Below are 24,183 nucleotides of genomic sequence, written 5' to 3'. Positions count from 1 at the left end.
CGCCGCGTCTACTGCTGGCGCACCTCGACCCCGCCCCAGAAGGCGAAGCCCTTCACCGTGATCCGCGGACCGTCGGGACTGCCGAGCTGCGGGTTCTTGTGCTCGAACGCGCCCATCACGCCCACGCCCTCCACGTGCACCAGGGCGCCGGGCGGCGCGATGATCTTGATGCCGCCCATCACCGCGTAGGCGTTGAGCGTGACATCGCGGACGAGGAACGTGGCCTCCCGCAGGTCCAGCGTGACACCGCCCCAGAACGCGATCGCCGTGTGCTCGGCGCCCACCGCGACCGGGCCCCGGACCTTGGTCTCGGACATCACGGCCCACTTGGTCTCGCTCACCCGGGGCAGCCCGGCCGGCGGGACCGACGGTGCGCGGTACGCCGGGGCCGGCGCGTCCGCGACGGCGGGCAGATCGACGACGAGGCGGTCGAGGTCCGCGAAGGTTCGCGCCTCGACCGCCTGCCGGGATCGATCTTCGTACTCGTCGAGGGAGAGCTGTCCGAGACCAAGGGCCTGGGACAGCATCTCCACCACGGTGTTCCGGTCACCGTCGGACGCCCGGAGGACGTCGCGGCGGCGGGGCTCCAACTCGTCGGGCATGCCCTCACTCTAGGCGAATCGCCCACGCGAGGGCGGCCCCTCGGAGAGGGAGTCCGCTCAGATGAGGCGGCCGACCACCGGGACGCGCTTGAGGACCGCGGCGAGTCCCGTGGGCTCGCTCTTGCTCTTCTTCGACTGGCCGTTGGTCCCCGCGGACTTCGCGGCGTCCTTGGCGTCCTTGGCCTTGGCGGCCGCCTGCGAGGACGCGGCCTTCGCATCCTTGGCCGGGGCCTTGGCGTCCTTGGCCTTGGTGTCGGCCTTCGCGCCGGAGCCGGGCTTCGCCTTCGGGGCGTCCTTGGCCGGCTTCGCCGAACCGTTGCCGATGGTCGCGGGGGCCTTGCCCTGGTCCGCGGCGTCGCGCTGGGCGGCGATCGGGGTGATCTTGGCCTCCGACGCCTTCACGGGCTTCTTGGCGGCGGCCTTCTTCGCGGGCGCGGCCTTCGTGGCCGGCTTCGCGGTCGTGCTCTTCGCCGCCGGCTTCGCCTCGGACTTCGCGGCGGTCTTGGCGGGGGCCTTCTTCGCCGGCGCCTTGGTGGCGGCCGACTTGGCGGGGGCCTTCTTCGCCGGAGACTTCTTGGCGGGCGCCTTCGCGGCCGCCGCGGGTTTCTTCTCCGCGGGCTTGGCGGCCGGCTTCTCCGCGGCCTTCGCCGCCGGGCCGGACGTGCCGGCACCGTCGAGCCCGAGCAGCGCCCACGCGTCCTCCCACTCGGCCACGGCGTCGGCCGTGACGGTGAGGTTCGTGTTCGCGGTGAGGGTCTTGCCGGGGTTCTTGCCCTCCCAGGCGGCGGCGAGCTTGGTCACGTGCGCGGCGTAATCCTCGGCCGAGACCAGCGCGATCGGCGCACCGTCGGACAGGTCGACGAGCGCCCACGCCGTGACGGGGGCCTTCGCGGTGCCCTCGGACTTGCGGGCCTGCCACGAATCACCCGTCGTGGCCTTGACGCGCAGGACGGTGGTCTTGCCGTTGGCGGTCACGGTGACGAGGGTGGTGCTGCCCTTCGTCTCGACCTCTGCCTTGCCCCCACGGGCCTCGACGGCAGAGACGAGCACGCCGACGGCCTGCTGTGCGGCGGTCTGAGCCATGAGTCTCTCCTGGAGTGTCAACGCGGCGAACCGTGCAGAGCGCCGCTCGTGGCCTTATTAACCCATGAGTAGCTTGGCCGACCCAAGCCGAAACGGGCGTCACAGGCGTAATGTGACCGGGTCGTCCGTCACATTCTTCAGGTGAGCAGGACCGCGATCAGCATGATCGCGGGTATCGACAGGCCCGTCGTGATAAGCCCGGCGTCCCTGGCCAGGAGCACGCCGCGGTTGTATCGCAGCGCGTAGACCAGCACGTTCTGCGCCGTCGGGAGGGCGGCGGTCACGGTCTGCGCGAACAGCGCGTGGCCCGTCTGGCCGAAACCGAAGCGCGACATGGCCCACGCCACCACCGGCATTGCGATCATCTTGAGCGCGGCGGCCAGCGCGATGTCGCGCCGCGGCGCCTCGCCCTTCTGCATCACCCGCACCCCGCCGAGCGACAGCCCGAACACGAGCAGGGCCATCGGCACCGACGCGTCGCCGAGCAGTTTCACCGGGCTCATCAGCCAATCCGGCGGGTGCCAGCCGACCAGCGAGATCACCAGGCCGACCAGGGCGCCGACTACGATCGGGTTGAGCAGGGGAGTGGCGACGGTGCGCCACAGCGGCGGCCGCGGCCCCGTGGCCCCGCGGCTCTCCGCGATGTCGAGCATGGTCAGCGCGATCGTCGAGAAGATGAGGATCTGGAACAGCAGCAGCGGCGCCACGTACGAGGTGTCGTGCAGCACGAACACCGCGATGGGGATGCCCAGGTTCGACGAGTTCACGTAGCTCGACGCGAGGGCGCCGATCGTCGCGTCGCTCATCGACCGCTTCCACAGCACCCGGACGATCACGTAGTAGACCGCCGCGATCGCCAGCGCCGATCCCGCGCTCACCGCGAGCCGCTCGCTGAACAGGACCGCGACATCCGTCGTGGCCAGCGCGTGCAGCAGCAGGGCGGGCGTGAGCAGGTAGAACACCAACAGCGACAGCTGCTTCTCCGGCTGCTCGCCCAGCACCCCCAGTCGTCCGACGAGCCAGCCGGCCGCGATGATGATCGCGATCACGGCGAACCCGGCCAGCACGGAAGTCACGCCAGAAGAGATTACGCGTTCGAAGTAGTCGCCCCGTCGCCCGCTGCCCGGGCGGACCGTCGGGCTTGGGCTCGCGGCGGACCGTCGGGCTTGGGCTCGGGGGTGACGCTGTCGCGGGGGTTCCGTCTCCCAGCCGGGGGAAGGTGTCCCGGTTGTTTTTGGGTGTCGCGGTCTCAGTTTCATGGGGGAGGGCGAATCGTGTGGGGGCTGCCTTCTCCCGGCTGGGAGACGGCACCCCCGCGGGAGCGAACGGGGTGGATCGACGGTGCGCGGGCGACGGGGTGGATCGACGGTGCGCGGGCGACGGTGGTGGGGGCGACGGGGTGCGGCGCCGCACACCCTCACGAGGCGGCGCCGCATCCCCGGCGGTCAGGAACGGGAGGCGCGGGCCGCGGCGCTCGACGAGGCGTAGGGCAGCAGCGCCATCTCCCGGGCGTTCTTCACCGCGAGCGCCAGCTTCTTCTGGTCCTGCGGCGACAGCCGCGTCACGCCGCGGCCGCGCAGTTTGCCGCGCTCGTTGATGAAGGTGCGCAGGAACTGCACGTCCTTGTAGTCGAGGGCACCGTCGGGCACCCGGACGTGACCGCGTTTGACGGCCGGGGTGCGCAGGGGCTTGCGGGCGGGCTTCTGAGCCATGGGATCCTCCTACCAACTCGACTTGCGGACGCCGGGCAGCTGACCGTCGTGGGCCATCTGCCGCACCCGGACGCGCGAGAGCCCGAACTTGCGCAGGTGCCCGCGCGGACGGCCGTCGGCGGCGTCGCGGTTGCGCACGCGCGTGGCCGAGCCGTCGCGCGGCAGCTTCGCCAGCGCGGCGACGGCGGCCGCCCGATCGTCGGGCGGGGTCGACGGGTGCGCGATGACCCGCTTGAGCTCGGCGCGGCGCTCGGCCTGCCGGGCCACGATCTTCTTGCGCCGCTCGTTGGCGGCGATCTTCGCCTTCGTGGCCATCAGCGCTCCTCCCGGAAGTCGACGTGCTTGCGGACAACGGGGTCGTACTTGCGCAGCACCATGCGGTCCGGATCGTTACGACGGTTCTTGCGGGTCACGTACGTGTACCCGGTGCCGGCGGTGGACTTGAGTTTGATGATCGGACGGATCTCGTTGCGGGCCATCAGATCTTCTCCCCTCGGCGCAGGATCTCGGCGACCACCGCGTCGATGCCGCGTCGGTCGATGGTCTTGATGCCCTTGGTGGACACCCGCAGCGTGACGGTGCGTCCCAGGCTGGGCACGTAGTAGCGGCGGCGCTGGATGTTCGGGTCCCAGCGGCGGTTCGTGCGCACGTGGCTGTGCGAGACCCGCTTGCCGAAGCCGGGCGCGCGGCCCGTCACCTGGCAGTGTGCGGACATGATTCTCCTTCTTGCGAACAGTTGTCGATAAGGTAACGTACTAGAAATGGGAATCATTTCCAACAGAACTCCGGTCCTGCTCCTGACCGGGTTCGGCGGGCAGGAGCGCGCGCTCGAACTCGCCGAACCCGGCACCGTCGTCATCCACCACGACCTGTCCGGCCTCCGGGAGGGCATGGTCGTGCGCACCGAGGCGACGGTCCGCCCCGACGGCACCGCCGAGGAGCGCGTCGCCCTCCTCGAACTCGCCCACGGCTGCGTCTCCTGCACCCTCCGCGAAGACCTGTTGCCGCTGCTCCGCGCCCTGCGCCGCCGGGCCGGCGTGCGCCGCATCGTCGTCCGGCTCGACCCCACCCTCGAGGCCGAGGCCCTGTGCCACGCCATCGAGCACGTCGTGGTCGAGATGGTCGGGGAGGTCCCCGGCCCCGCCGCCCGCGACGTGGAGGTCGTCGGCGTGATCGGCTTCGTCGACGGGCACACCTGGCTCGACGACGCCCTCGGCGAGGAGGACCTGCACGAGCGCTTCGCCGTCCCGGACGACGACGAGCGCACCGTTGCGCAGCTCGCCGTCGGGCACGCCGCCTGCGCCGACCTGCTCGTCGTCGGCGGCGACAGCCCCGACCCCACCCGTCTGCGGGCCGTGCTCCGCCGTCTCGCGCCCGGCGCACCCATCGCCCGCGAGCGCGTCCCGCTGGCGAACCTCCTGCAGCGGCTCCCCGGCCGCCGGCCGGCCCTGGAGCCGTTCGGCCCGCTGCTCGCCGGCTGCCCGCCCCTCGAGCCCGACGGGGACGTCCGGCTCGTCGAGTACAGCGGCCGCCGGCCCATGCACCCCGGCCGGTTCCACGAGGCGATCGACGTGCTGCTCGACGGTGTCGTCCACGCCCGGGGCCGGATCTGGCTCGCCACCAGGCCCGACGAGGCCCTGTGGCTCGAGTCCGCGGGCTCCGGGCTGCGCGTCGGGCCCGCCGGGCGGTGGCTCGCCGCAGGCGGCGAGGGCACGCCCGAGCGGTGGGCCATGGCGAACGCCGCGTGGGACGAGGAGCACGGCGACCGCGCCACCTCGCTCGTCGCGCTCGTCGCCGGCGCCGACCCCGACCGGGTGCTCGAGACCCTCCGCTGGGCGGAGCTCGACGAGCGCGAGTTCGCCGGCGGACCGTCGGCCTGGGCCGGCTGGCCCGACCCCTTCGGCGAGATGCACGCCGACCCGTGCGAGGACCTCAACCCCGACACCGCAGACCCCTCGGACGCAGGCGCCGGGACCGAACAGAAGGAGAACAGATGAAGCACGGAATCCACCCCGAGTACCGGCCCGTGGCGTTCAAGGACGCGTCCACCGGGAAGCTGATCATCACCCGCAGCACCGCGACGTCGGAGCGCACCGTCGAACACGATGGCGCGACGTACCCGCTGATCGTCGTGGACGTGACCAGCGATTCTCACCCCCTGTGGACGGGCAAGCAGCGGCTCGTGGACACCGCCGGCCGGGTGCAGAAGTTCCAGGAGAAGTACGCGCGTTTTGGCGGGCGCGCGTCGAGCCGGTAGACTGCAATGCTTGTGACGTTGGAAGCTCTCTGAGCTCGCGTCGGAGAAGCTTTTACGTCAAGACCGAAGGAAGAATCATGGCTGTACCGAAGCGTCGTATGTCGCGGGCGAACACGCATGCTCGTCGCTCGCAGTGGAAGGCGAACAACCCGGAGCTGCAGGCCGTGCAGGTCGGCGGTCAGACCCACCTCGTGCCGCGTCGCCTCGTGCGCGCCGCCAAGCTGGGCCTGGTCGATCTGGACCGCCGCTAAAAGAATCTTCACCGCGAAAGCGGGTCGACCTTCGAGGTCGGCCCGCTTTCGCGTATATCTGGATCACTCGGATCCTGTGGCCCTGGATCCGCTGAACGGTCACGAGGTGCGGCGTGCTGCTCGAGGTGCTGAACTACGCGGGTATCGCGGTGTTCGCCGCATCCGGCGCGCTCATCGGCGTCCGTAAGCGGCTCGACCTGTTCGGCGTGTGGACCGTGGCCGCGCTCACCGGCGTCGGCGGCGGCGTGGCCCGCGACGTGCTGCTGGGCATCCACCCGCCCGCGTCGTTCCAGGGCTGGGAGAACATCGCCGTCGCGTCGATCGCCGCGGCCGTCGTGTTCGTCTTCCACCCGCAGTTCGGCCGGCTCAAACGCTCGGTGCTGGTGCTCGACGCCCTCGGCATGGGCCTGTTCGCCGCGACCGGCGCACTCACCGCGCTGCACAACGACGCGTCGCCGTTCGCCGCGGCGCTCATCGGCATCACCACCGCGCTCGGCGGCGGCGTGCTCCGCGACATCCTGGTCAACGAGGTGCCGCTGCTCATCCAGGAACGCGACCTCTACGCCATCCCCGCCCTCACCGGCGCCTTCGCGACCGTGCTCGCCTCCACCTGGGGAGCCACCGACGCGCGCTCGCTCGTGGTCGGGTCGGTGCTGGCCTCGGGCTTCCGGCTACTCGCCCTGTGGCAGGGCTGGCGCGTGCCCATCGCGCCGGAGGACCTCGTCGGCCGCTTCCTCCGCGCCTGCCGCCGCCTCGGCCGCTAGCCCGTCGGGCGGACCGTCGGGCTTGGGCTCGGGGCGGACCGTCGGGCTTGGGCTCGCGGTGTGACGTTGTCGCGGGGTTTCCGTCTCCCAGCCGGGGGAAGGTGTCCCGGTTGTTTTTGGGTGTCGCGGTCTCAGTTTCATGGGGGAGGGCGAATCGTGTGGGGGCTGCCTTCTCCCGGCTGGGAGACGGAAACCCCGCGGCAGCGAGCCACGCCCGACGGTCCGCGGCGGCACCGAAGCACGTCCGGGGCCGTCGCGCAAGAGGCGGCGGCGGATCTGTGGATGACCGAGCGGCCGCCGAGAAACCTGTGGATGACCGGCGGACATGCTCTCGACCGCCGCCCCGTCGTGATGCACGGTCATAGCCGGGGGGGCTGATGTGGCGACATTGATCACGCGGGCGACGCTGCTCGCACAGGAATGGGACGACGACAGGATCCGCGACGCGATCAGGAAGGGGGAGTTCCGGCGCGTCTGGCCGGGGGTGTACACGCGGGCACCACGTGGGACGCCGTGGGCGGAGTACGTCGCGACGGTGCGTGCGTCCGCGCTGGCCGACGGCAATCGCGCGGTGATCAGTCATCAGAGCGCCGCGGCCCTGCACGGGCTGCCGATGCTCCGCCCCGACTACGCGCGCGTGCACACGACGGTCGACGGCACGCACGGCGGAGGTGTCATCAGCCGGCGCCGCCACGTGCACCCGCGGCCGCTCCACGCGAACGAGACGGGCGTCGTCGACGGGATGACGGTGACGGCGCGCGGGCGCACCGCGATCGACGTGGCGATGGCGGGAACGTACGAGCAGGCGCTGGCCGTGATCGACGGCGCCCGGCTGCGACGACGGTTCCCGAAACCGACCGATCCACCGCCGGTGCCGCTCCCCGAACTCGAGGCGGTGGTCGAGGCGCTCGGCCGCCGCCGCGGACGCCGGGTGGTGCTCCGCGCGCTGCGGGATTCGGTCGACAACAGCGAATCCGTGGGCGAGTCGTGGTCCCGCGCGCGAATGATCCAGTGGAAGCTGCCGATGCCGCTGCTCCAGCGCCCGTTCCACATCGATGGGCGCACCTACTACGCGGACTTCCTCTGGGGGAATCTCGTGGGCGAGTTCGACGGTGACGACAAGTACCGGTCCGACGCGGACCGTCGGGCGTACGAGAAGCGACGCGACAGCGATTTCGGAACCATCGGTATGACGGTCTGCCATTGGAGCTGGGAGGACCTGAACGACCGCCTCCGCTTCTTCAAGATCCTGACCAACGCGATGGACCGCGCGGGCGTCATCCCCCACGTCCCTCCCTTCCCGGGATGATCGGGGAGCGGCTTCGCCGGGGCTGTCTTCGGATTGATCGCGGAATCGCTTCGCGGGGCTCCGTCTCGCAGCCGAGGTGATCGTGGAGTCGCTTCGCGGGGTTCCGCCTCCCAGCCGAGGTGATCGTGGAGTCGCTTCGCGGGGCTTCGTCTCCCAGCCGGGGGGTCGTGGAGTCGCTTCGCGGGGTTTCCGTCTCCCAGCCGGGGGAAGGTGTCCCGGTTGTTTTTGGGTGTCGCGGTCTCAGTTTCATGGGGGAGGGCGAATCGTGTGGGGGTTGCCTTCTCCCGGCTGGGAGACGGCACCCCCGCGGCAGCGGAGACGGCACCCCCGCGGCAGCATCGACGGTCCGCCCCGCCCGCCGGCCCTCCTCGCCCGCCGCCTCGAGCCCGACGGTCCGCCGCCCGCCGCCCCCGACGGTCCGCCGCCCGCGGCAGCATCGACGGTCCGCCCCCGCCGCCCCGACGGTGCCCGACGGTGCGACGTGCGGAAAGGGGGCGTTAAGGGAATTCCTACGCGTCTTCGGTAAGACTGATACTTATGCGAATTCTGGTGGTCGACGATGACCGGGCGGTGCGGGAGTCCCTGCGGCGCTCGCTGACGTTCAACGGATACCAGGTGGACACGGCCGTCGACGGCCAGGACGCCCTCGACCACGTGGCGGGGAACCGGCCGGATGCGCTGGTGCTCGACCTGAACATGCCGCGCGTCGACGGGCTGGAGGTGTGCCGCAGGCTGCGCAGCGCCGGCGACGATCTGCCGATCCTCGTTCTCACCGCCCGCGACGCGGTGAGCGACCGGGTGAGCGGCCTGGACGCGGGCGCCGACGACTACCTCCCGAAGCCGTTCGCGCTGGAGGAGTTGCTGGCCCGGATGCGCGCGCTGATGCGTCGCACGGCACCGGACAACGGCGCCGACAGCGAGGTGCTGCGGTTCGAGGATCTCAGCCTGGACCCGGCCACCCGCGAGGTGCGCCGCGGCGAGCGGCCGATCAGCCTCACCCGCACCGAGTTCAGCCTGCTGGAGATGCTGATGAGCAACCCGCGCCGGGTGCTCACCCGCAGCCGCATCCTCGAGGAGGTGTGGGGCTACGACTTCCCGACCTCGGGCAACGCGCTCGAGGTGTACGTCGGCTACCTGCGCCGCAAGACGGAGGCCGAGGGCGAGTCGCGCCTGATCCACACGGTGCGCGGCGTGGGCTACGTGCTGCGGGAGACGCCTCCGTGACGGTGGAGCCCCGGGTATGACGGTGCCCCGTCACGCGCGCGCGGAACCGCCGCGGGAGCGGCGGCCGATGCGCGACCCGAACCCGATCACCCGCAACGTCAGCTTCCGTTGGCGGGTGACGCTGCTGGCCGCTGCGGTGGTGGGGATCGCGGTGGCGCTCATGGCGGCGTCGGCGTTCTTCGTGGTCAAGAAGGCCATGTACGCGGACGTCGACAATCGGCTGCACCAGCAGGTGGATTCGGTGGCGCCGGCGATGAGCTCGCCGGTCACGCAGTTCACCACGGTGATGATGATGCTCATGTTCCGGCCGGACATGGCGGTCAACCGCACGATGGTCGTCTACCCCGACGGGACGCCGTACAACTCGGGGGCCGTCCCGCTGGGGGACGACGAGCGCGCGGTGATCGCCGGGAAGAGCGCGGAGTCGCTGCGCTCGAACGGCGACAACCGGGTGATGGCCCGGCGCCTGGACAACGGCGTCACGATCGTGGTGGCCGAGGATCTGACGCCCACGAAGAAGCTGCTCAGCGAGCTGGGGACGGTGCTCATCGTGGTGGGGGCGTGCGGCATCGTGCTCGCGGCCGTCGCCGGCACGGCCGTCGCGCGCGGCGGGCTCAGACCCGTGCAGCGGCTCACCCAGGCCGCGGAACGGGTGGCGCGGACCGACGATCTGGCGCCGATCCCCGTCACCGGCCGCGACGAGCTGGCCCGTCTCACCCGCAGCTTCAACACCATGCTCAAGGCTCTCGCCGAATCCCGCGACAGGCAGGCCCGATTGGTCGCCGACGCGGGCCACGAGCTGCGCACCCCGCTGACCAGCCTGCGCACCAACGTGGAGCTGCTCATCGCGGCCCATCGGCCGGGCGCGCCGCCGATCCCCGACGAGGACCTGCAGGAGCTCTCCGACGATGTGATCGCGCAGGTCGAGGAGCTGAGCACGCTGGTGGGGGACCTGGTGGACCTTGCCCGCGAGGACGCCCCGGAGGCGGTGAACGAGGAGGTCGACCTGCAGCCGGCGCTGCTCAAGGCCGTGGAGCGGGTGGAGCGCCGCAGGCCCGACGTGCGGTTCGACGTGACCAGCTCGCCGTGGCACGTGTACGGCGATCAGGGCGCGCTGGCCCGGGCCATGGTCAACGTCCTGGACAACGCCGCGAAGTTCTCGCCCGACGGTTCCGTGGTGCGGGTCTCGCTCGCCGAGATCGGCGTGGACCGCGCGGCGCTGACGGTGGCGGACAGCGGCCCCGGCATCCCGTCGGAGGACCGCGACCTGGTGTTCGAGCGGTTCTACCGGTCGATGTCGAGCCGCTCGATGCCCGGCTCGGGCCTGGGGCTGGCGATCGTCAAACAGGTCGTGGAGCGGCACGGCGGAAACGTCACCGTCGGGGAGTCCGATACGGGGGGTGCGCTGGTGCGGTTCGAGCTGCCCGGCAGCCCCGTCGCGGGCGGCCGGGCACCGCAGGTCGTGCGGCGCGAATCCCGGACGCTGCTGCGCCGGGGAAAGTGACATCCTGCTCACAGCGACCTCACAGACAGCGCCTGCATCGTTGGTCTGGACGACGTAAGGAGGCGGTCTCATGACCGAGGGTCCGCAGCACCCCTACCAACCCGGTGACCAGCCGGGAACGCCCGATCAGCAGCCCCAGCCGCAGCCCGGCGGGGCACCGTCGGGCCAGGGCCAGGAGCAGCCCCCGCAGGGCGCCCACCCGCAGGCGCAGGGCGCCCCGCCCGCGCAGCAGACGTACCGGCCCACCCAGCAGTACTCGAACCCCTACGCGGCGATGCAGTACCCGTCCGGCTACCCCGGCCAGCCCGGGTATCAGGGCCAGCCGGGGCAGGCGGGCCAGACGGGCCAGGTCGGCCTACCGGGCGCGACGGGGCCGTACGGGCAGCCGGGCCAGCCGGGAGCACCCGGTCACCCGGGTGGGCCGGGGCAGGTCCAGACGATGCCGGCACCGTCGGCGCCCCGTCGACCGAGCATCGGCGCGCTGGCCGCCCTGGGCGTGGCGATCGCGCTGGTGGCCTCGCTGCTCTCGGTGACCGGCGCGTACCTGGTGTGGGGCGACGGGCAGACGTCGACGATCTCCGTCGCGAACGGCGACGGTGCGCAGGAGCCCGCGCCGAAGGGGTCGGTGCAGGAGGTGGCGCAGAACGTGCTGCCCTCGGTGGTCTCGATCGACAACGATCAGGGGCGCTCGGAGGCATCCGGCTCGGGCGTGGTGATCACCGCGGACGGCAGGATCGTGACGAACAACCACGTGGTCGCCGGGAACGGCCGGCTCACGGTGACCTTCTCCGACGGCAGTACGAGCAACGCGGCGGTCGTCGGGGCCGATCCGGTGACGGACCTCGCGGTGATCCAGACCGAGAAGCGCGGCCTCAAGCCGCTGGCCTTCGCGGACAGCTCACGGGTGGCCGTGGGCCAGGACGTGGTCGCGGTGGGCGCCCCGCTGGGGCTCGCGGGGACGGTGACCACGGGCATCGTCTCGTCGCTGAACCGTCCGGTGGCGACCAGCGGCAAGGATTCGGATCAGGCCACGGTGATCAACTCGATCCAGACCGACGCCGCGATCAACCCCGGCAACTCGGGCGGCGCGCTGGTGAACATGAGCGGTCAGCTGATCGGCATCAACTCGTCGATCGCGACGCTCGGCCAGTCCATCGCGACGGGGCAGCAGGGCGGCAGCATCGGCCTGGGCTTCGCGATCCCGGCCAATCAGGTGCAGCGGATCAGCAAGGAGCTGATGGATTCGGGCAAGGCGACGCACGCCGCGATCGGCGTCTCGGTGAGTACACAGCGGCCGGCGGCGGACCGTCCGGGCGCGGTGGTGGCGGAGGTGTCCCCGACGGGGGCGTTCGCGAAGGCGGGGATCCCGAACGGCTCGGTGGTCACGAAGGTCGACGACGTGAAGGTCACGGACGGGTACGGATTGATCGGGGCTGTGCGGTCGTACCCGCCCGGGGCTACGGTGACGGTCACGTACACGGAGCCGAACGGCACGACTCCGAAGACCACGCAGGTGACGCTCGATAGGTTGGACCGGTGACGGAAGAGGTGGAGATGTCCGTGGAGATGACGCAGGGCAGGGGCGCTGCGGCGCCCGATTGGCTCACTGACGAGGTGCTGGACGCGCCGGCGATCGCGGACGAGCCGTCGCTCGACGGTGCCGGGTCCTCGGTGACGGGGCGCGCGCTCGTGGTGGTGGTCGACGATCACGTGCAGCCTGGTGTCTCGTCGCAGGCGGGGAAGTCGGTGGGCACGCTGGTCACCGAGCTGCTCGAGGAGGCGAACTTCGAGGTGGACGCCGTGGTGGTGGTCCCCGCGGAGGAGGTCGCGGTGCGCAACGCGCTGAACACGGCCGTGATCGGCGGCGTGGATCTGGCGGTCACCATCGGCGGCGTGGGCGTGGGTGCCCGCGACGTGACGCCGGAGGCCACCGAGGAGATCCTGGACAAGAAGCTGCCGGGCATCTGCGAGGCGTTGCGCGCTTCCGGCCTGGCCGCGGGCGCTCCGGACGCGGGTCTGTCCCGCGGCCTGGCGGGTGTCTCGGGCAGCACCGTGGTGGTGAACCTGGCGAGCTCGCGGGCGGCGATCCGCGACGGGATGGCCACGCTGTCGCCGCTGGCGACGCACGTGATCCGGCACATCGCGGGCGGGGATGACCAAGCCCGATAGGCCCGATCCGGGCCGCCGCACGTACTCCGCGCGGGAGATCGCGCGGATCTTCGGCGACGTTCTTCCGACGCAGACGAGCGACGATCTGCCGAATGCCGCGCCCGATCCGGGCGCGGCATCCGGCGTTTCCGGCGCCGACGGTGACCGCACCGAGCGTTGGTACCGGGAGAACCGCCCTCCGCACCACGGGGGATGAAGGTTGCGTTTGTGCGTTCGACGGTCCGCGGTCCGGTTACGTTGTCCGTACGCGTCCTGAAAACATGCGTCTGCAAAGATGTGCTGTGACCTCGGACACCTTAGGGTGCCATGTGACGAGCGTCACGTCTTTCTTGATTTACAGTAAGGTTACGCGCGTGCGTTGCCTGAGTGAATTCTCAGGGGAAGGTTCCCCTAACCTATGTGCAGGTCAGTGGCCGAAACGCCTGGAAGCGTGCCCTAATAACCGCTGGCCCCGGGCTTTGTCATGTATTTCGAATGTTTAAAACGAAAATTACACTAACGGAATTGCATCGACCGAAACCGTTGCGGGCCTACGAAACCTGAGGATATGCTGCCCCGGAACCGAAGGTCGCCTCAGGCCTGCGGGGAACCGAAAGTGGTCCAGGGCTGTGAACAGATGGCTCGGGATGCGGTTGCGACTGGGTGAGTCGCTCGCCGACGCCTCAGACCGAGGCGACACACAGATAATTTCCTGGTGAGGGGAACGAATGAGCAAGATGAGCAAGGTCGCCGGTCGCGCCGGCGTCGTGGCGGTCGCGGTGGCGGCTGCTGCCTCGATCACGGCCGGCACCGCCAACGCGGGTCCGCTGCCCAGCGGTCAGAAGACGGTCCCGGCGCCGGACGGCTGGTCGGTCGTCCTGAAGTCGAACGGCAACTCCTCGGCGATCCAGCCGTCGATGGCCACGGCCCAGTCCCGCACCGCGTGGGTCACCTCCAACGGCTCTGTCGAGGTCAAGGCGCCCAAGGACGCCAAGGACATCCAGGGCAAGCTGGGCGTCGGCCTGGTCGTGGGCTGCCAGTTCCCCGGCCCCATCGGCGTCGGCATCTCCGTGACGGGCCCGGGTGCAAGCTTGGACTCGAAGGGTCCGTCCGCGAGCCTCGGCGGTGTGGAGCCCGAGCTCGAGGTCCCGCTGACCCCGGGTGCGACGGACAGTGCGTCGGGCTACGCGCGCAAGGACCAGCTCGGCTCGATCGACTCGATCAAGTTCACCAAGGCCGGCACGTACAACGTGACGGTCAAGGACTCGAACATCGACATCAAGCACTGCTCGGGGTACGCGCAGGCTCGTGTCGTGACCTGGGTCGAGATCAAGGGCAGCAACCGTATCCAGGGCTTCCTGTACGGCGCGCCGTTCTCGCTCGGCTGATCCTGATCCGACTGACCTGACTCTCTTGCCCGCCCTCCACCGGGCGGCGACATCCGAAGGACTTTTCATGAAGAAGCTCGCCTTCCGCTCGGCCGCGGTCGCGGCCGCCGCCGGCGTGGTGTTCAGCGGCGCCCTCTCCACGGGCGCGGCCAACGCCGATACGTTCATCCCGCTCCCCAGCGACTCCACCACCAACAAGGTGGGCGACGGCACCGTCGTCGTGTCGATCAAGAACCAGAGCGCCAAGCTCTCGCCGGGCATGGTCTCCCTGCCCACCACCCGCAACGCCTGGGTCTCGGGCGTCGTCTCCGCCAAGGTCAACGGCGGCAAGGCCGACGGCGGCTCCATCTCGGCCGGCTACGCCGTGGGCTGCCAGGTGGACGTGGGCTCGGCGAAGGTGACCGCCGGCGTCAACGCCGATACGGGCGCCTCGGTCGGCATGAACGGTCCGACCATCGAGCCGTCCGTGAAGGCCTCGACCGGCGCGTCGATCAAGCTGTCCGCGGGCAGCATCGGTACGCAGATGCTGACCTACGACCGCGCCACCTGGCCGGAGGCCGGCGAAGAGGTCTCGCCCGACTGGGCCGATCCCAGCAGCTCGTTCAAGTTCAAGGGCTCCTCGGGCTCGCTGACCTTCAACGACCAGACCATCGGTGTCGACGGCTGCGCCGGCTACGCGCAGGCCCGCTTCTTCGCCAAGGTGAAGACCAAGGTCGGCAACTCGCAGGGCACCACGATCCTGTGGAGCAAGCCCTTCACCCTGGGCTAAGAGCTTCAACCGCGAGGGCGGTGTCCACACGGACACCGCCCTCGTTCTTTCTCTCGACGTTTGCAATAGCGCAGTCGGCGTGGCGCCACCGACTGCGCGGATCGGTCATGGGCGCTGCACCCTTTCGCACCCCTGGAGAAGCAGACATGAATCGCAAGGCCACGTCCCTGTCCGCGCTCGTCGTCGCTGCCGCGGTCGCAATAGGCCCCGTCGCGGGCGCCATCGCCCAGACGTCCGCCCCGGCGCCCGCCGCCGCACCCGCGCCCGTGGGCGACCCCGCCACCCTCGCCGCGGCGCCCGGCGCCGCGGACACCGCCCCGGTGGCCCTCTCGGACCTCGGCTCCCTCGTCGTGGTCACCGACGAGGCGATCCAGGACGGCGCCGGAGCCGCCACGAGCGCCGTGCAGTCGGTGGCGTCGACCGCGACCGCCGCCGCGAGCGCCGACACGGCCGCCGTCGAGCTGCCGTCCGTGCCGCAGTCGGTGACCGATGTGCTCAACCTCGCCGGGCTCCCCGTGCAGGGTGTGTACCGGGTACTGCAGACCGGCCAGGGCATCTACACCATCTGGTACACGATGCTCACCTCCGTGCCGCAGGCGATCTTCAAGGGTGAGTTCGGTTCCGTGCCGGGCCTGTTCCAGACCGCCGTCACGGACTCGGTGAACTGGATCCTCACGGGGAAGGGCCCGGCGACCGAGGAGGAGGCGGCCACGACCGCCGCTGCCGCCGAGCCCGCGCCCGCACCCAACCCCTTCACCGCCGCGCTCGACGTGGCGGGGATCCCCGTCGCCACGGCGTACGCCGCGGGCCAGGCCGGCCTCTCGATCTACAAGAACTTCTACGGCCTGCTGACCTCGGTGCCCCAGGCGATCTTCCAGGGCAAGTTCGGCGACGCCGTCACTCTGGTCACCGAGGCCATCACCAAGTCGGTCACGACGATCACGGAATTCCCCGGCGCGCAGGTGAAGTCGGCTTCGGACAAGATCGATGCGCTCATCACGAGCCTCACGCCGAAGCCCACCGAGACCTCGACGGATTCGGTTGCGGCCACGTCGGCGGATGCGGACAAGACGGCACAGGTGGTCTCCGCGCCGACCACGTCGACGTCGACCGAGGAGACGACCTCGAAGAAGTCCGCTCCCTCCACGCCGACGTCCGCCGCGACGTCCACCGCGGCCCCGACGACCGCGGCCACGGGCACGTCCACCGCGAAGGCCGAGCCGACCACGGCCCCGTCGAAGGACAAGGCCGCCGCTACCACGGCCGCTCCCGAACCGACCGTGACGGAGGCTCCGAAGGAGACCGCCACGAAGGCGCCGGAGACGGAGACGCAGGCCCCGGCCGAGACCGCGACCGCGTCGAAGGAAGCGCCCGCGGAGACTCCCTCCGCGGAGTCGAAGGGGGCGTCGGAGAAGGGGGCCTCGGAGAAGGCCTCGTCCTCCTCCGATTCCGGCGCGAAGGGCTCCTCGGACTCGGCGGATTCGTCGACGAACTGAACCGTTCCCTGCCTCGACGGCGGTGTGCCTCCCTGTGGGGCGCACCGCCGTTGGCGTGTGCGAACCCGGTGCGGCCGCGGTGCGGTTCGGGTGGGTCTCAACCGCCGCTTGAGACCTCCTCGTCCTGGTGTGGGGGCCGCTGCGGGGGATGCGCCGGTCTGCGCACCTGCACTATTCGGTACAAAGCTCCGGTATCGGGACAAGCTCGACTTCTCTGCGGTGAACCGGATCACGTCGTGCTGGAGGGCGCGGCGGCGCGGTGCGACCGGCGGTCCTGAGCTGTCGCCGACGGGGCGGGGCGTGGCGACGGTGGCCGTGACCTGGGCGGGAGCGGGGGAGGTTCGACGGTGGCGGCCGCGCCGGCCGATCGGCGCCCGGGGCGGGCGTCACTCGTGCGGGGTGCGTCCACCATCGCTTCTCGTCGCTTCACGGTCGGTTTCAGGCCCACCTATTGAATTGCTAATGCAACGGCAAATGTCGATGTCGAGTGTTATTCATTCTTCCATTCCCGGCGGCTCTTTCTCTGCTGTCGGAGGGGGTTCGCCGAAAGATCCCTTACGTGTCAGGAATTCGAGGTCTCGGTGGTAATTTGTCGCCAGGCTGAGAACAGCTTGAGAACACTTTGAGGGAAAGTAAGAAAAATGAATCGAACCACCTCGCTTGCTGCCGCCTTCACCGCGGCAGCGATCTTCGCAACGCCGGTGGCGGGGGCCTCCGCCGCGACGACCTCGACCGCGCCCGCCGCTGTCGCTGCCAGTGCCGCGAGCGCGCCGGGTGACATCGCCCTGCCCGGCGCGGGTTCGTTCAATCCGGACCCGCTCGCAGTGCTCGCTCTCCCGTTCAGCAACTTCGAGCTGATCCGGACATCTGCCTTCGTTGTCACCGGTTACAAGATGGATAAGGCGGGCAAGGTTTTAGTCGACGAGAATGATGAGCCGCTCTTGACTCTTGATCAATTCGACGACGCAGAAAATAAGGCCGTGTTTGAAAAATTCGGCGGAGACTACGCCGCTTACGAGGCGGCAACGAAAGTTCCGATCAAGGCCAATATCTTCACGGCGGTGAGCGATGCCGTGAACAAGGTCGCGCTGAAGGGCGACTTCGCGACGGCGTCAGCCATGATCCAGGGCTACATGGCCCAGGTCGTCACTCAGGTGATGGATCTTCCCGGGGGGTTGTTCGACCTCAACGTGCGCGCGTTCTTTCCGCCGGAGTCCGTCGGTACGCTGGCCGTCGCCTCACCTGCCGCCGCGAACCCGTTCGCGCTCCCCACTGTCACTGAACTCCTCGACGTCGCTTCGATCCCGCTGTACAACCTGAACCAAGGGCTCGGCGCGACCATCGTGGACACACGAAAGATCGATGACGAGGGCAAACCCATCAAGGCCAACATCTACTCCGCGCTCAACGCCACAGTGAACCTGGCGCTGACGGGGAAGTTCAGCGAGGCGGCGGCGCAAGCGCAGGATTACCTGGGGCAGTTCGCCGACAACATGTCGAGCCTTCCGCGGGACGTGGTCGAGCACGACCTCGAGAAGCTTCACGCGGCGTTCCCCGTCATCCCCGCCCTGCCGAAGGGCGACGAAGGCCAGTCGAAGCCACCCGCGCCCGCTGTCGATGCGACAAGCGCCCGGGTGAGCGTCGGTGAGAAGGCCCCGGCGTCGTCCGCAAGAGAGGATGTCTCCGTGACCGGCGGGGGCGATCGAGGAGAGTCGTCGAGCGAGACCGTGACGGGCGGTGACGGCGGCACCATCGACTCCGATAAGGGACGCGACGTCCTGGATGTTGTCAAGGACGCTCTCGACGGTAAGAACGAGCCCGAGTCGGCCGGACCCACCGAGTCCGCGGAGCCTACGGGGGCCGAGCAGGCCGCGGACGAGGACAGCGGCGCCGATGACGCCGGGGCCACGCAGGAGGCGTCGGCGGAGTAGTCGGGGCCCGCACGCGAGCGGAATCGCCCGCCCTGATCGGGGCGGGCGATTCCGTGTTCCCGGGCGCCGACTCCGGCGGGTGGCGCTCGCGATCAGGCTGCGCATGGGGCGCGGGGAATGGGATCCAGGATGAAGGGGGAGCCGTTTCGGGGCATTTACGGAGTTCGGGAAACGCCAGGTGAGAGGTGTAAATGGTTGCGTTTGTCAGTTCTGCGTTAACTCCTCGTTTCCGCTGACGTAATGGGCTCGGCGGGTGCTAATTTGCTATCCAACCCCGCGTGAAAACCCCTCGCGCGGCGCTGGAAGGAAAGCATCCATGTCGTCGAGCTACACCCGTACCACCCTGTCCCTCGCCACAGTCGCAGTCATGGCGGCGGGCGCCCTCGCCTCGCCCGCCATCGCCGGAGCGGACTCCGTGATCCCGATCCGCGACGCGGTGCAGACCGCGCAGATCGGGTCGGGCGGATCGATCACCGTCAGCGTCAAGCGGCAGAGCGTGCGCCTCTCGCCGGGAATGGTCGCACTGCCCACCACGCGCAACGCGTGGGTCTCGGGCGTCATCACCGCGAAGGTGAACGGTAAGGACGCCGACGGTGGTGCGATCGAGGCCGGCTACGCGGTCGGATGTCAGGTCGACGTGGGCGCGGCGACCCTCACGGCCGGCGGAGAGATCAACGGCCCCAGCTTCTCCGGCGGCGAAACCGCAGGGCCGACGACGACCACGTCGACGGGTGGCTCGATCTCGCTCAGCGCGGGGTCGATCGGAACCCAGATGCTCACCTACGACCGCGCGACGGTCCCCAAGCCCGGCGACGAGGTCGCCCCCGACTGGGCCGATCCGGGCACCGGTTTCGACTTCACGGGGTCCTCGGGCTCCCTGACCTTCAACGATCAGACGATCGGCGTGGACGGCTGCGCCGGCTACGCCCAAGCACGCCTGTTCGTGAAAGTGACCGCCAAGGTCGGCAATTCGAAGGGCCGCGTCTTCGTGTGGGCCGACAGGTTCTCCCTGGGTTGAGTCCCGACAGCAGAAGAGGCGGCCTCCGTGGGAGGCCGCCTCTTCTCGTCCGTCAGTGGATCAGGGCTTCTGCGTGGGGAACTGGCCGGTGGGCGGCAGGGCGGCGTGGGCGCCCGCCTGCTGCGGCGCGGACTGCGCGGCGAGCAGGTCGCGGATCTCCACGAGCACGTCCACCTCGTCCTCCGCGGCCTCGCCCTTGCCCGCACGGGCCTTGAGCGCCTCGTACGGCATGATCAGGATGAAGTACACGACCGCGGCGACCAGGATGAAGTTGATCGCGGCGGTGATCACGGCGCCGAAGTCCACGATGGTCTTCTCGTTGCCGTCGATGATCTGCCACGCCAGGCCCTGCACGTCCTTGCCACCGCCGATCGACGCGATCAGCGGCTGCACGATGTGCTCGGTGAACGCGGTCACGATCGCGGTGAACGCGGCTCCGACGACCACGGCAACCGCCAGGTCGAGCACGTTCCCCTTGAGCAGAAAGTCCTTGAATCCCTTGAGCATGTGCCGTGGCTCCTTTGTGGCCGTGTAACGGGAGTTGCTTGTGAGGTTGTTCTTCACCATATGCTAGCGGGTATGAACCGACGCCGTGCAGTGGACGCGGGCGTTTCGGCGGGGGCGATTCTCGTGGTGGGAGGCCTTGCTGCCGGATGGTTCGGTGTGGAGCGCGCCGTGCCGACGCCGAAGACCCCCGTCTCCGACCAGGCATTCGTCCTCGGCGCCCTGCCCGGGCCCGAGGTGACGTTCCGCGCACCGTCGGGCTGGGAGAAGGTGCCCACCGGCCGCGCCGACGTGGTGCGCTTCACGCACCCCGCGGGCGGGACCCTCACCCTTCGCCTGACCACCGGGGTCACGGACTTCGACACCGCCGCGCCGCGCCGCCTGCGCGAACTGGAGATCGGGGGAGTGGACGCCCGGTTCACCGGGGACCTCCGCGGGGACGCCTTCGCCGGCCGCACCTGCACCGCCACCGGCGGCGGGCGCTCCGGCGACTGCGCCGTGGTCTCGCGCGCCGACCTCATCGTCACGGTCCTCGCGCTGCGCAGCGCCGACGGTCCGCCCGCCGACGTCGCGGCCGTGGTCCGGTCGCTGAAGGAGGCGTGACGATGGCGCGCCTGAAGACGGTGAGCATGTGGGTCTTCGTGGTGGGCGTCGTGCTCGGCGGGATCGTGGTGGGCCGCGACATGCTGCCCCGGTTCGCCGATGCGGGCGGGGCCGTGGCGGTCGCGGTGCCGATCATCGGCGTCGCCGCGGCCCTGGTCGCCGTGATCATCGCGGCCCTCGATCGCTCGCGCCTGCACGTGCCGGCGGCGTGGGCGCTGGCCTTCGCCTGGGGCGCCGTGGGCGCGTGCGGCCTCGCGCTGGAGATCAACGGCATCGCCTCGGACGCGGTCAACGACGTCCTCGACGACCCCGGCGCCACCCACTGGGGTGCCGCGCTTATCGGCCCGCTGGACGAGGAGGCCGTCAAGGGCGTCGGCATCGCCCTGCTCCTGGTGGTCTACCGCGACCGGATCCGCCGGCCGCTGCAGGGCTTCGCGCTCGGCGCCTTCGCGGGTCTCGGATTCCAAGTGGTCGAGAACGTCTCGTACGCGGTCACGTTCGCGCTGCGCGACGCGCAGTCCGATGTGACCGGCGCCCTCACCGTGTCGATCCTGCGGGCGCTCTTCGGGTTCCAGTCCCACTGGGTGTACTCCGGCCTGTTCGGGCTCGGCCTGATCCTCCTCTCCCGCGCGCACGTGCGGGCCCGGAACCGGATCGCCCTCGGCGCCGCGGCGGTCGCGCTGGCGTTCGTCCTGCACTTCTTCTGGAACGCGCCGAGCGGCGAGAACCCGATCGTCACCGTGCTCCTGCTCATGGTCAAATGCGGCCTGACGCTGGCCATCCTGGCCGGCGCGTGGACGTGGATGCTGTTCGAGCAGCGCCGCTGGCTGGCCTGGGCCGCCCACACCCCGGAGGGGATGCGGCTGGCCCCGGCCGCCGAGCTGGCCACGCTGCCCACCCGCGCCCTGCGCCGCAACGCCGAGCGCTACATCGCCTACTACTACGGCCCAGCGACGGCGGAGGTCGCGCGCGAGCGCCAGACGTGGCTGATCCGGGAGCTGACCCTGCGCGCCGCCTGACGCCGCTCACCGGAACACCACCGACAGCGGCGAACTGAGGGCCGCGGCCGCCACCGCGTGCGCCTCGGACTCCGACATCGCGAGCATCGCGGTCCGCGCCTGCTGCCGCGTTCCCTGCGGCGCCGCCGCGACGGCCACCGTCGCCTGCCGGGCGAGCACGAGCGGCGCACCGTCGTCCCGTTCGCCCGCCCGGGGCTTGCGCTGGGCGACCACGTCCACCACGTCGCCGGGGCGGAGCAGGTCCATCGTCGCCGAATCCTCCAGGGCGACGGGCACGAGCCGGGCCCCGGGCCGGATCTGTCCCGCGGTGCGGTCGGTGAGAACCCGCCGGTCGGTGAGGATCTCGCCCGCGCCCACCGGGCCGGTGACGGAGCGGCCGACGGCCTCGTCGGCCGCCGAGAGCGCGTCCTGCGGCGCGAGCTCGGCCGGCACCGTGCGCAGCCGCACGTCGGCCTCCGTGAGCTTCCCGCCCGGCCCCAGTTCGCGGGCGGCGGTGAGGACCTCCGCCTGCGGGCCGCTGGGCCGGCTGGTCACCGCGATGACGAGGGCCAGGACGGCCAGCAGGGCGGCCGCGGACCGTCGGGCGGTCAGCGTGCGGGCCCAGCCCGGGCGCAGCGCCGCGCGCAGCCGTTCGGTGCCGGTGGGCTGGAGCGATTCCATGCCCGGAATCTACGACGGTCCGCCCTCGGGAACCGGTCCGCACGGGCCCGGGAACGGTCGCCTGTGGATAACCCCGAACCTGTGGAGGAGCGGGCCCGCTCAGGCCTTCGGATCCTTGAAGTAGACGAGCTGGTGGGTGGTCGCGAGCAGGGTGCCGTTCCGGCCCCAGAGCTGCGCGTACTGGTCGAAATGGCCGTGCCCGAAGCGGGCGCCGACGGCGGTGCCGAGGAGGTGTTCGCCGGCCTGCTGATCGAGTTCCGCGGGGCTCGCGTGGAAGTACGTCGTGAGGGAGATCGTGCCCGCCGGGAGGTACGTGCCGCGACGGAGGAACGCGCGCGGGAAGAACGCGTCCGCGAGCGACGCCAGGGCGGGGTAGTCGAGGGCCCGGGCCGGCTTGTCGCGCAGCCACAGCGTGCTCTCGGAGGAGTCCGACGGGCCGTCGATGTTCAGGCTGCCCGTCACGAACCGGGTCTCGTAGTTCTTCGCCCACTCGATGAAATCGGGGAAGGGCTGCTCCGCGTAGTCCTCGGGGGTGCCCACCTGCGGGAACGCGATCTCCGTATCGCCCCAGGTCTCGCGGCGCGTGCCGAACACCGCGGTACCGGAGGCGACGGCACCGTCGCCCTGGTCGATCAGGAAGGTGAAGTGCTGATTGGTGCGGTTGGTCTTGAGGACCGTGACCGCGATGTCCCACGCGCCCTCGCTGATGGGGGCGGCGTAGTTGATGGTGAGGCTGAGCGGGTGACCCTGCGCCTCGGGGTGCCGCTGCAGGGCGGCGACGACCGTGGCTGCCGTGATGCCGCCGAACGGCCCCACCATGTTGTTGTAGGCCGGGTGGGTGTGCGCGCGGAACGTGCCGGGCGCCACCTGCTCGACGGCCGTGGCCTCGTCGAAGACGTGAGTCATGGAGACGACTCTAGGAAGTCGCCTTCTCGACCTTCTTGGCGGTATCGGTCTTCGTCTCCGACTTGGTCTCGGACTTGGCCGTGGTGTCGGCCTTTCCGGAGCGGGAGTCGGTGCGGTAGAAGCCGCTGCCCTTGAAGACGACGCCGACGGAGTTGAACAGCTTGCGCAGCGGGCCGCCGCAGTGGGGGCAGACGGTGAGCGGATCGTCGGAGAAGGACTGCACGGCGTCGAAGCTCTCGCCGCACTCCTTGCAGGCGTAGGAATAGGTAGGCACCTAGTGATTCTAGCTCGTCGTTAGCACTCTGGCGATTCGAGTGCCAACGCTGTGAGCGGATACGATAGGCGTATGACGGTTTCCTCGGCTGCAGGCCAGCGAACCGCGTCGCCCGCCCGTCGGATCGTGGACGCGGCCCGTGAGGTCATCGCCGCGAACGGCATCCCCGGCGTGAGCATGGACCAGGTGGCCAAGCAGGCCCACGTCTCGCGGAGCACGCTCTACCGGATCTTCCCCAACCGCGATCAACTGATCGCGCGGGTGGTGGCCATCGAGATCCGCACGCTGCGGCGCAAGCTCGACAAGGCGATCGTGGGATTCACGCCGCAACAGACGCTGGTCGAGGTGTTCGTGCTCAGCGTCGATCAGGCGGCGTCCAACCTCGCGGTGTCCAAGGTGCTCGCGGCGGAGCCCGAGTACTTCCTGCGCATCCCGCGGGGTGTGTGGGACCTGCTGATCCAGGGCATCGTGATCCGGCTGCGCAACTCCGGCGCCGAGCAGGACTACGCCGAGCTGTGCTCCGTCACGGATCTCATGTTGCGGATCACGGGCTCGCTGCTGTCCAACCCGCCCACCGGGCTCGACGTCTCCGATACCGACTCGCTCCGCGAGTACGGCGCCAAGTACGTCTCGCGGCTCTTGATTTAGCCGCGCCCTGTCGCGAATCTTCGCTGTAGCGGGCCGTCGAGGACATTATGGCTGCGTAGGCCCTGTGGAGAGAAGTTTCGCGACGCACGGCCGGGCGCAGAAGTTCATCCACA

At 70.3% G+C, this 24,183-nt stretch carries 29 protein-coding genes; 18 read left to right on the top strand and 11 right to left on the bottom strand.

Features of this window, described 5'->3' with window-relative positions; all coding sequences use genetic code 11:
* Nucleotides 1–8: 8 nt before the first annotated feature.
* The 7 genes from BN39_RS02150 to rpmB form a co-directional block, all read right to left on the bottom strand.
* Nucleotides 9–602, bottom strand: coding sequence for a DUF1707 domain-containing protein (locus BN39_RS02150; protein ID WP_019200709.1), 594 nt, complete (start codon nt 600–602; stop codon nt 9–11).
* Between the two features lie 57 nt (nt 603–659).
* Nucleotides 660–1,685: a hypothetical protein gene (locus BN39_RS23645; RefSeq protein WP_192814830.1), complete on the bottom strand. Its 1,026-nt coding sequence runs from the start codon at nt 1,683–1,685 to the stop codon at nt 660–662.
* Nucleotides 1,686–1,822: 137 nt separating this feature from the next.
* Nucleotides 1,823–2,761: an AEC family transporter gene (locus BN39_RS02140; RefSeq protein ID WP_019200708.1), complete on the bottom strand. Its 939-nt coding sequence runs from the start codon at nt 2,759–2,761 to the stop codon at nt 1,823–1,825.
* Between the two features lie 369 nt (nt 2,762–3,130).
* Nucleotides 3,131–3,397: a 30S ribosomal protein S18 gene (gene rpsR / locus BN39_RS02135; RefSeq protein ID WP_019200707.1), complete on the bottom strand. Its 267-nt coding sequence runs from the start codon at nt 3,395–3,397 to the stop codon at nt 3,131–3,133.
* A gap of 9 nt (nt 3,398–3,406) precedes the next feature.
* Nucleotides 3,407–3,712, bottom strand: coding sequence for a 30S ribosomal protein S14 (gene rpsN, locus BN39_RS02130; RefSeq protein ID WP_019200706.1), 306 nt, complete (start codon nt 3,710–3,712; stop codon nt 3,407–3,409).
* Complete coding sequence (gene rpmG, locus BN39_RS02125; RefSeq protein WP_019200705.1) at nt 3,712–3,876, bottom strand: 50S ribosomal protein L33; 165 nt, start codon at nt 3,874–3,876, stop codon at nt 3,712–3,714. Before rpmG ends, rpsN begins: the two co-directional genes overlap by 1 nt.
* A complete protein-coding gene (gene rpmB / locus BN39_RS02120; RefSeq protein WP_040765751.1) occupies nt 3,876–4,112 on the bottom strand; it encodes a 50S ribosomal protein L28 in 237 nt (78 codons plus the stop codon). The genes rpmG and rpmB overlap by 1 nt, the downstream gene beginning before the upstream one ends.
* Before the next feature lie 46 nt (nt 4,113–4,158).
* Here rpmB and mrf point away from each other — a divergent pair, with 46 nt between their 5' ends.
* The 15 genes from mrf (at nt 4,159) to BN39_RS02045 (ending at nt 19,456) form a co-directional block, all read left to right on the top strand.
* Nucleotides 4,159–5,394: a ribosome hibernation factor-recruiting GTPase MRF gene (gene mrf, locus BN39_RS02115; protein ID WP_019200704.1), complete on the top strand. Its 1,236-nt coding sequence runs from the start codon at nt 4,159–4,161 to the stop codon at nt 5,392–5,394.
* Nucleotides 5,391–5,654 (top strand): type B 50S ribosomal protein L31, encoded by a 264-nt coding sequence (locus BN39_RS02110; RefSeq protein WP_019200703.1) that lies wholly within the window; start codon nt 5,391–5,393, stop codon nt 5,652–5,654. Before mrf ends, BN39_RS02110 begins: the two co-directional genes overlap by 4 nt.
* Nucleotides 5,655–5,731: 77 nt before the next feature.
* The gene (gene rpmF / locus BN39_RS02105) at nt 5,732–5,905 is read left to right on the top strand and encodes a 50S ribosomal protein L32 (protein WP_040765750.1); all 174 of its coding nucleotides are present in this window, start codon (nt 5,732–5,734) and stop codon (nt 5,903–5,905) included.
* 113 nt (nt 5,906–6,018) lie between these two features.
* Entirely contained in the window at nt 6,019–6,669 is a 651-nt protein-coding gene (locus BN39_RS02100; RefSeq protein ID WP_019200701.1) for a trimeric intracellular cation channel family protein, read from the top strand.
* 379 nt (nt 6,670–7,048) lie between these two features.
* Nucleotides 7,049–7,978, top strand: coding sequence for a hypothetical protein (locus BN39_RS02095; RefSeq protein WP_148281394.1), 930 nt, complete (start codon nt 7,049–7,051; stop codon nt 7,976–7,978).
* 537 nt (nt 7,979–8,515) lie between these two features.
* Entirely contained in the window at nt 8,516–9,202 is a 687-nt protein-coding gene (locus BN39_RS02090; protein WP_040765748.1) for a response regulator transcription factor, read from the top strand.
* A gap of 67 nt (nt 9,203–9,269) precedes the next feature.
* Entirely contained in the window at nt 9,270–10,706 is a 1,437-nt protein-coding gene (locus BN39_RS02085) for a HAMP domain-containing sensor histidine kinase (RefSeq protein ID WP_040766396.1), read from the top strand.
* 70 nt (nt 10,707–10,776) lie between these two features.
* Nucleotides 10,777–12,246: a S1C family serine protease gene (locus BN39_RS02080; protein ID WP_019200697.1), complete on the top strand. Its 1,470-nt coding sequence runs from the start codon at nt 10,777–10,779 to the stop codon at nt 12,244–12,246.
* 14 nt (nt 12,247–12,260) lie between these two features.
* Nucleotides 12,261–12,875, top strand: coding sequence for a molybdopterin-binding protein (locus BN39_RS02075; RefSeq protein WP_040766392.1), 615 nt, complete (start codon nt 12,261–12,263; stop codon nt 12,873–12,875).
* The gene (locus BN39_RS02070; RefSeq protein WP_019200695.1) at nt 12,859–13,071 is read left to right on the top strand and encodes a hypothetical protein; all 213 of its coding nucleotides are present in this window, start codon (nt 12,859–12,861) and stop codon (nt 13,069–13,071) included. The genes BN39_RS02075 and BN39_RS02070 overlap by 17 nt, the downstream gene beginning before the upstream one ends.
* Before the next feature lie 511 nt (nt 13,072–13,582).
* Entirely contained in the window at nt 13,583–14,242 is a 660-nt protein-coding gene (locus tag BN39_RS02065) for an MspA family porin (RefSeq protein WP_081585885.1), read from the top strand.
* Nucleotides 14,243–14,309: 67 nt separating this feature from the next.
* A complete protein-coding gene (locus tag BN39_RS02060) occupies nt 14,310–15,011 on the top strand; it encodes an MspA family porin (RefSeq protein ID WP_019200693.1) in 702 nt (233 codons plus the stop codon).
* 146 nt (nt 15,012–15,157) lie between these two features.
* Complete coding sequence (locus tag BN39_RS23370) at nt 15,158–16,507, top strand: hypothetical protein (RefSeq protein WP_019200692.1); 1,350 nt, start codon at nt 15,158–15,160, stop codon at nt 16,505–16,507.
* A 641-nt stretch (nt 16,508–17,148) separates the two neighbouring features.
* The gene (locus BN39_RS02050; RefSeq protein WP_019200691.1) at nt 17,149–18,438 is read left to right on the top strand and encodes a hypothetical protein; all 1,290 of its coding nucleotides are present in this window, start codon (nt 17,149–17,151) and stop codon (nt 18,436–18,438) included.
* Nucleotides 18,439–18,754: 316 nt separating this feature from the next.
* Complete coding sequence (locus BN39_RS02045; RefSeq protein WP_019200690.1) at nt 18,755–19,456, top strand: MspA family porin; 702 nt, start codon at nt 18,755–18,757, stop codon at nt 19,454–19,456.
* A 60-nt stretch (nt 19,457–19,516) separates the two neighbouring features.
* On the opposite strand, the gene mscL is transcribed toward BN39_RS02045, so the two are convergent.
* Nucleotides 19,517–19,963, bottom strand: a complete 447-nt coding sequence (gene mscL, locus BN39_RS02040) for a large-conductance mechanosensitive channel protein MscL (RefSeq protein ID WP_019200689.1) — start codon at nt 19,961–19,963, stop codon at nt 19,517–19,519.
* Nucleotides 19,964–20,035: 72 nt separating this feature from the next.
* Here mscL and BN39_RS23365 point away from each other — a divergent pair, with 72 nt between their 5' ends.
* Entirely contained in the window at nt 20,036–20,563 is a 528-nt protein-coding gene (locus BN39_RS23365; RefSeq protein WP_159103219.1) for a hypothetical protein, read from the top strand.
* Between the two features lie 2 nt (nt 20,564–20,565).
* Entirely contained in the window at nt 20,566–21,582 is a 1,017-nt protein-coding gene (locus tag BN39_RS21995) for a PrsW family intramembrane metalloprotease (RefSeq protein WP_051158800.1), read from the top strand.
* Between the two features lie 6 nt (nt 21,583–21,588).
* On the opposite strand, the gene BN39_RS02025 is transcribed toward BN39_RS21995, so the two are convergent.
* The 3 genes from BN39_RS02025 to BN39_RS02015 all read right to left on the bottom strand — a co-directional run bounded on the left by BN39_RS02025 (nt 21,589) and on the right by BN39_RS02015 (nt 23,422).
* On the bottom strand, nt 21,589–22,242 hold the full coding sequence (locus tag BN39_RS02025; protein WP_019200686.1) for an RcpC/CpaB family pilus assembly protein: 654 nt from the start codon (nt 22,240–22,242) through the stop codon (nt 21,589–21,591).
* Nucleotides 22,243–22,341: 99 nt separating this feature from the next.
* Entirely contained in the window at nt 22,342–23,148 is an 807-nt protein-coding gene (locus BN39_RS02020) for an acyl-CoA thioesterase II (protein WP_019200685.1), read from the bottom strand.
* A gap of 10 nt (nt 23,149–23,158) precedes the next feature.
* Entirely contained in the window at nt 23,159–23,422 is a 264-nt protein-coding gene (locus tag BN39_RS02015) for an FmdB family zinc ribbon protein (protein ID WP_019200684.1), read from the bottom strand.
* 72 nt (nt 23,423–23,494) lie between these two features.
* Between BN39_RS02015 and BN39_RS02010 the strand changes: the two genes are divergently transcribed.
* Nucleotides 23,495–24,070 (top strand): TetR/AcrR family transcriptional regulator, encoded by a 576-nt coding sequence (locus BN39_RS02010; RefSeq protein ID WP_081585883.1) that lies wholly within the window; start codon nt 23,495–23,497, stop codon nt 24,068–24,070.
* Nucleotides 24,071–24,183 lie beyond the last annotated feature (113 nt).

It is taken from the genome of Tsukamurella sp. 1534 (assembly GCF_000312385.1).
Lineage (GTDB): Bacteria > Actinomycetota > Actinomycetes > Mycobacteriales > Mycobacteriaceae > Tsukamurella.
Note: the sequence above shows the minus strand (reverse complement) of the source record. Positions and strands in the feature narration are given on the sequence as shown.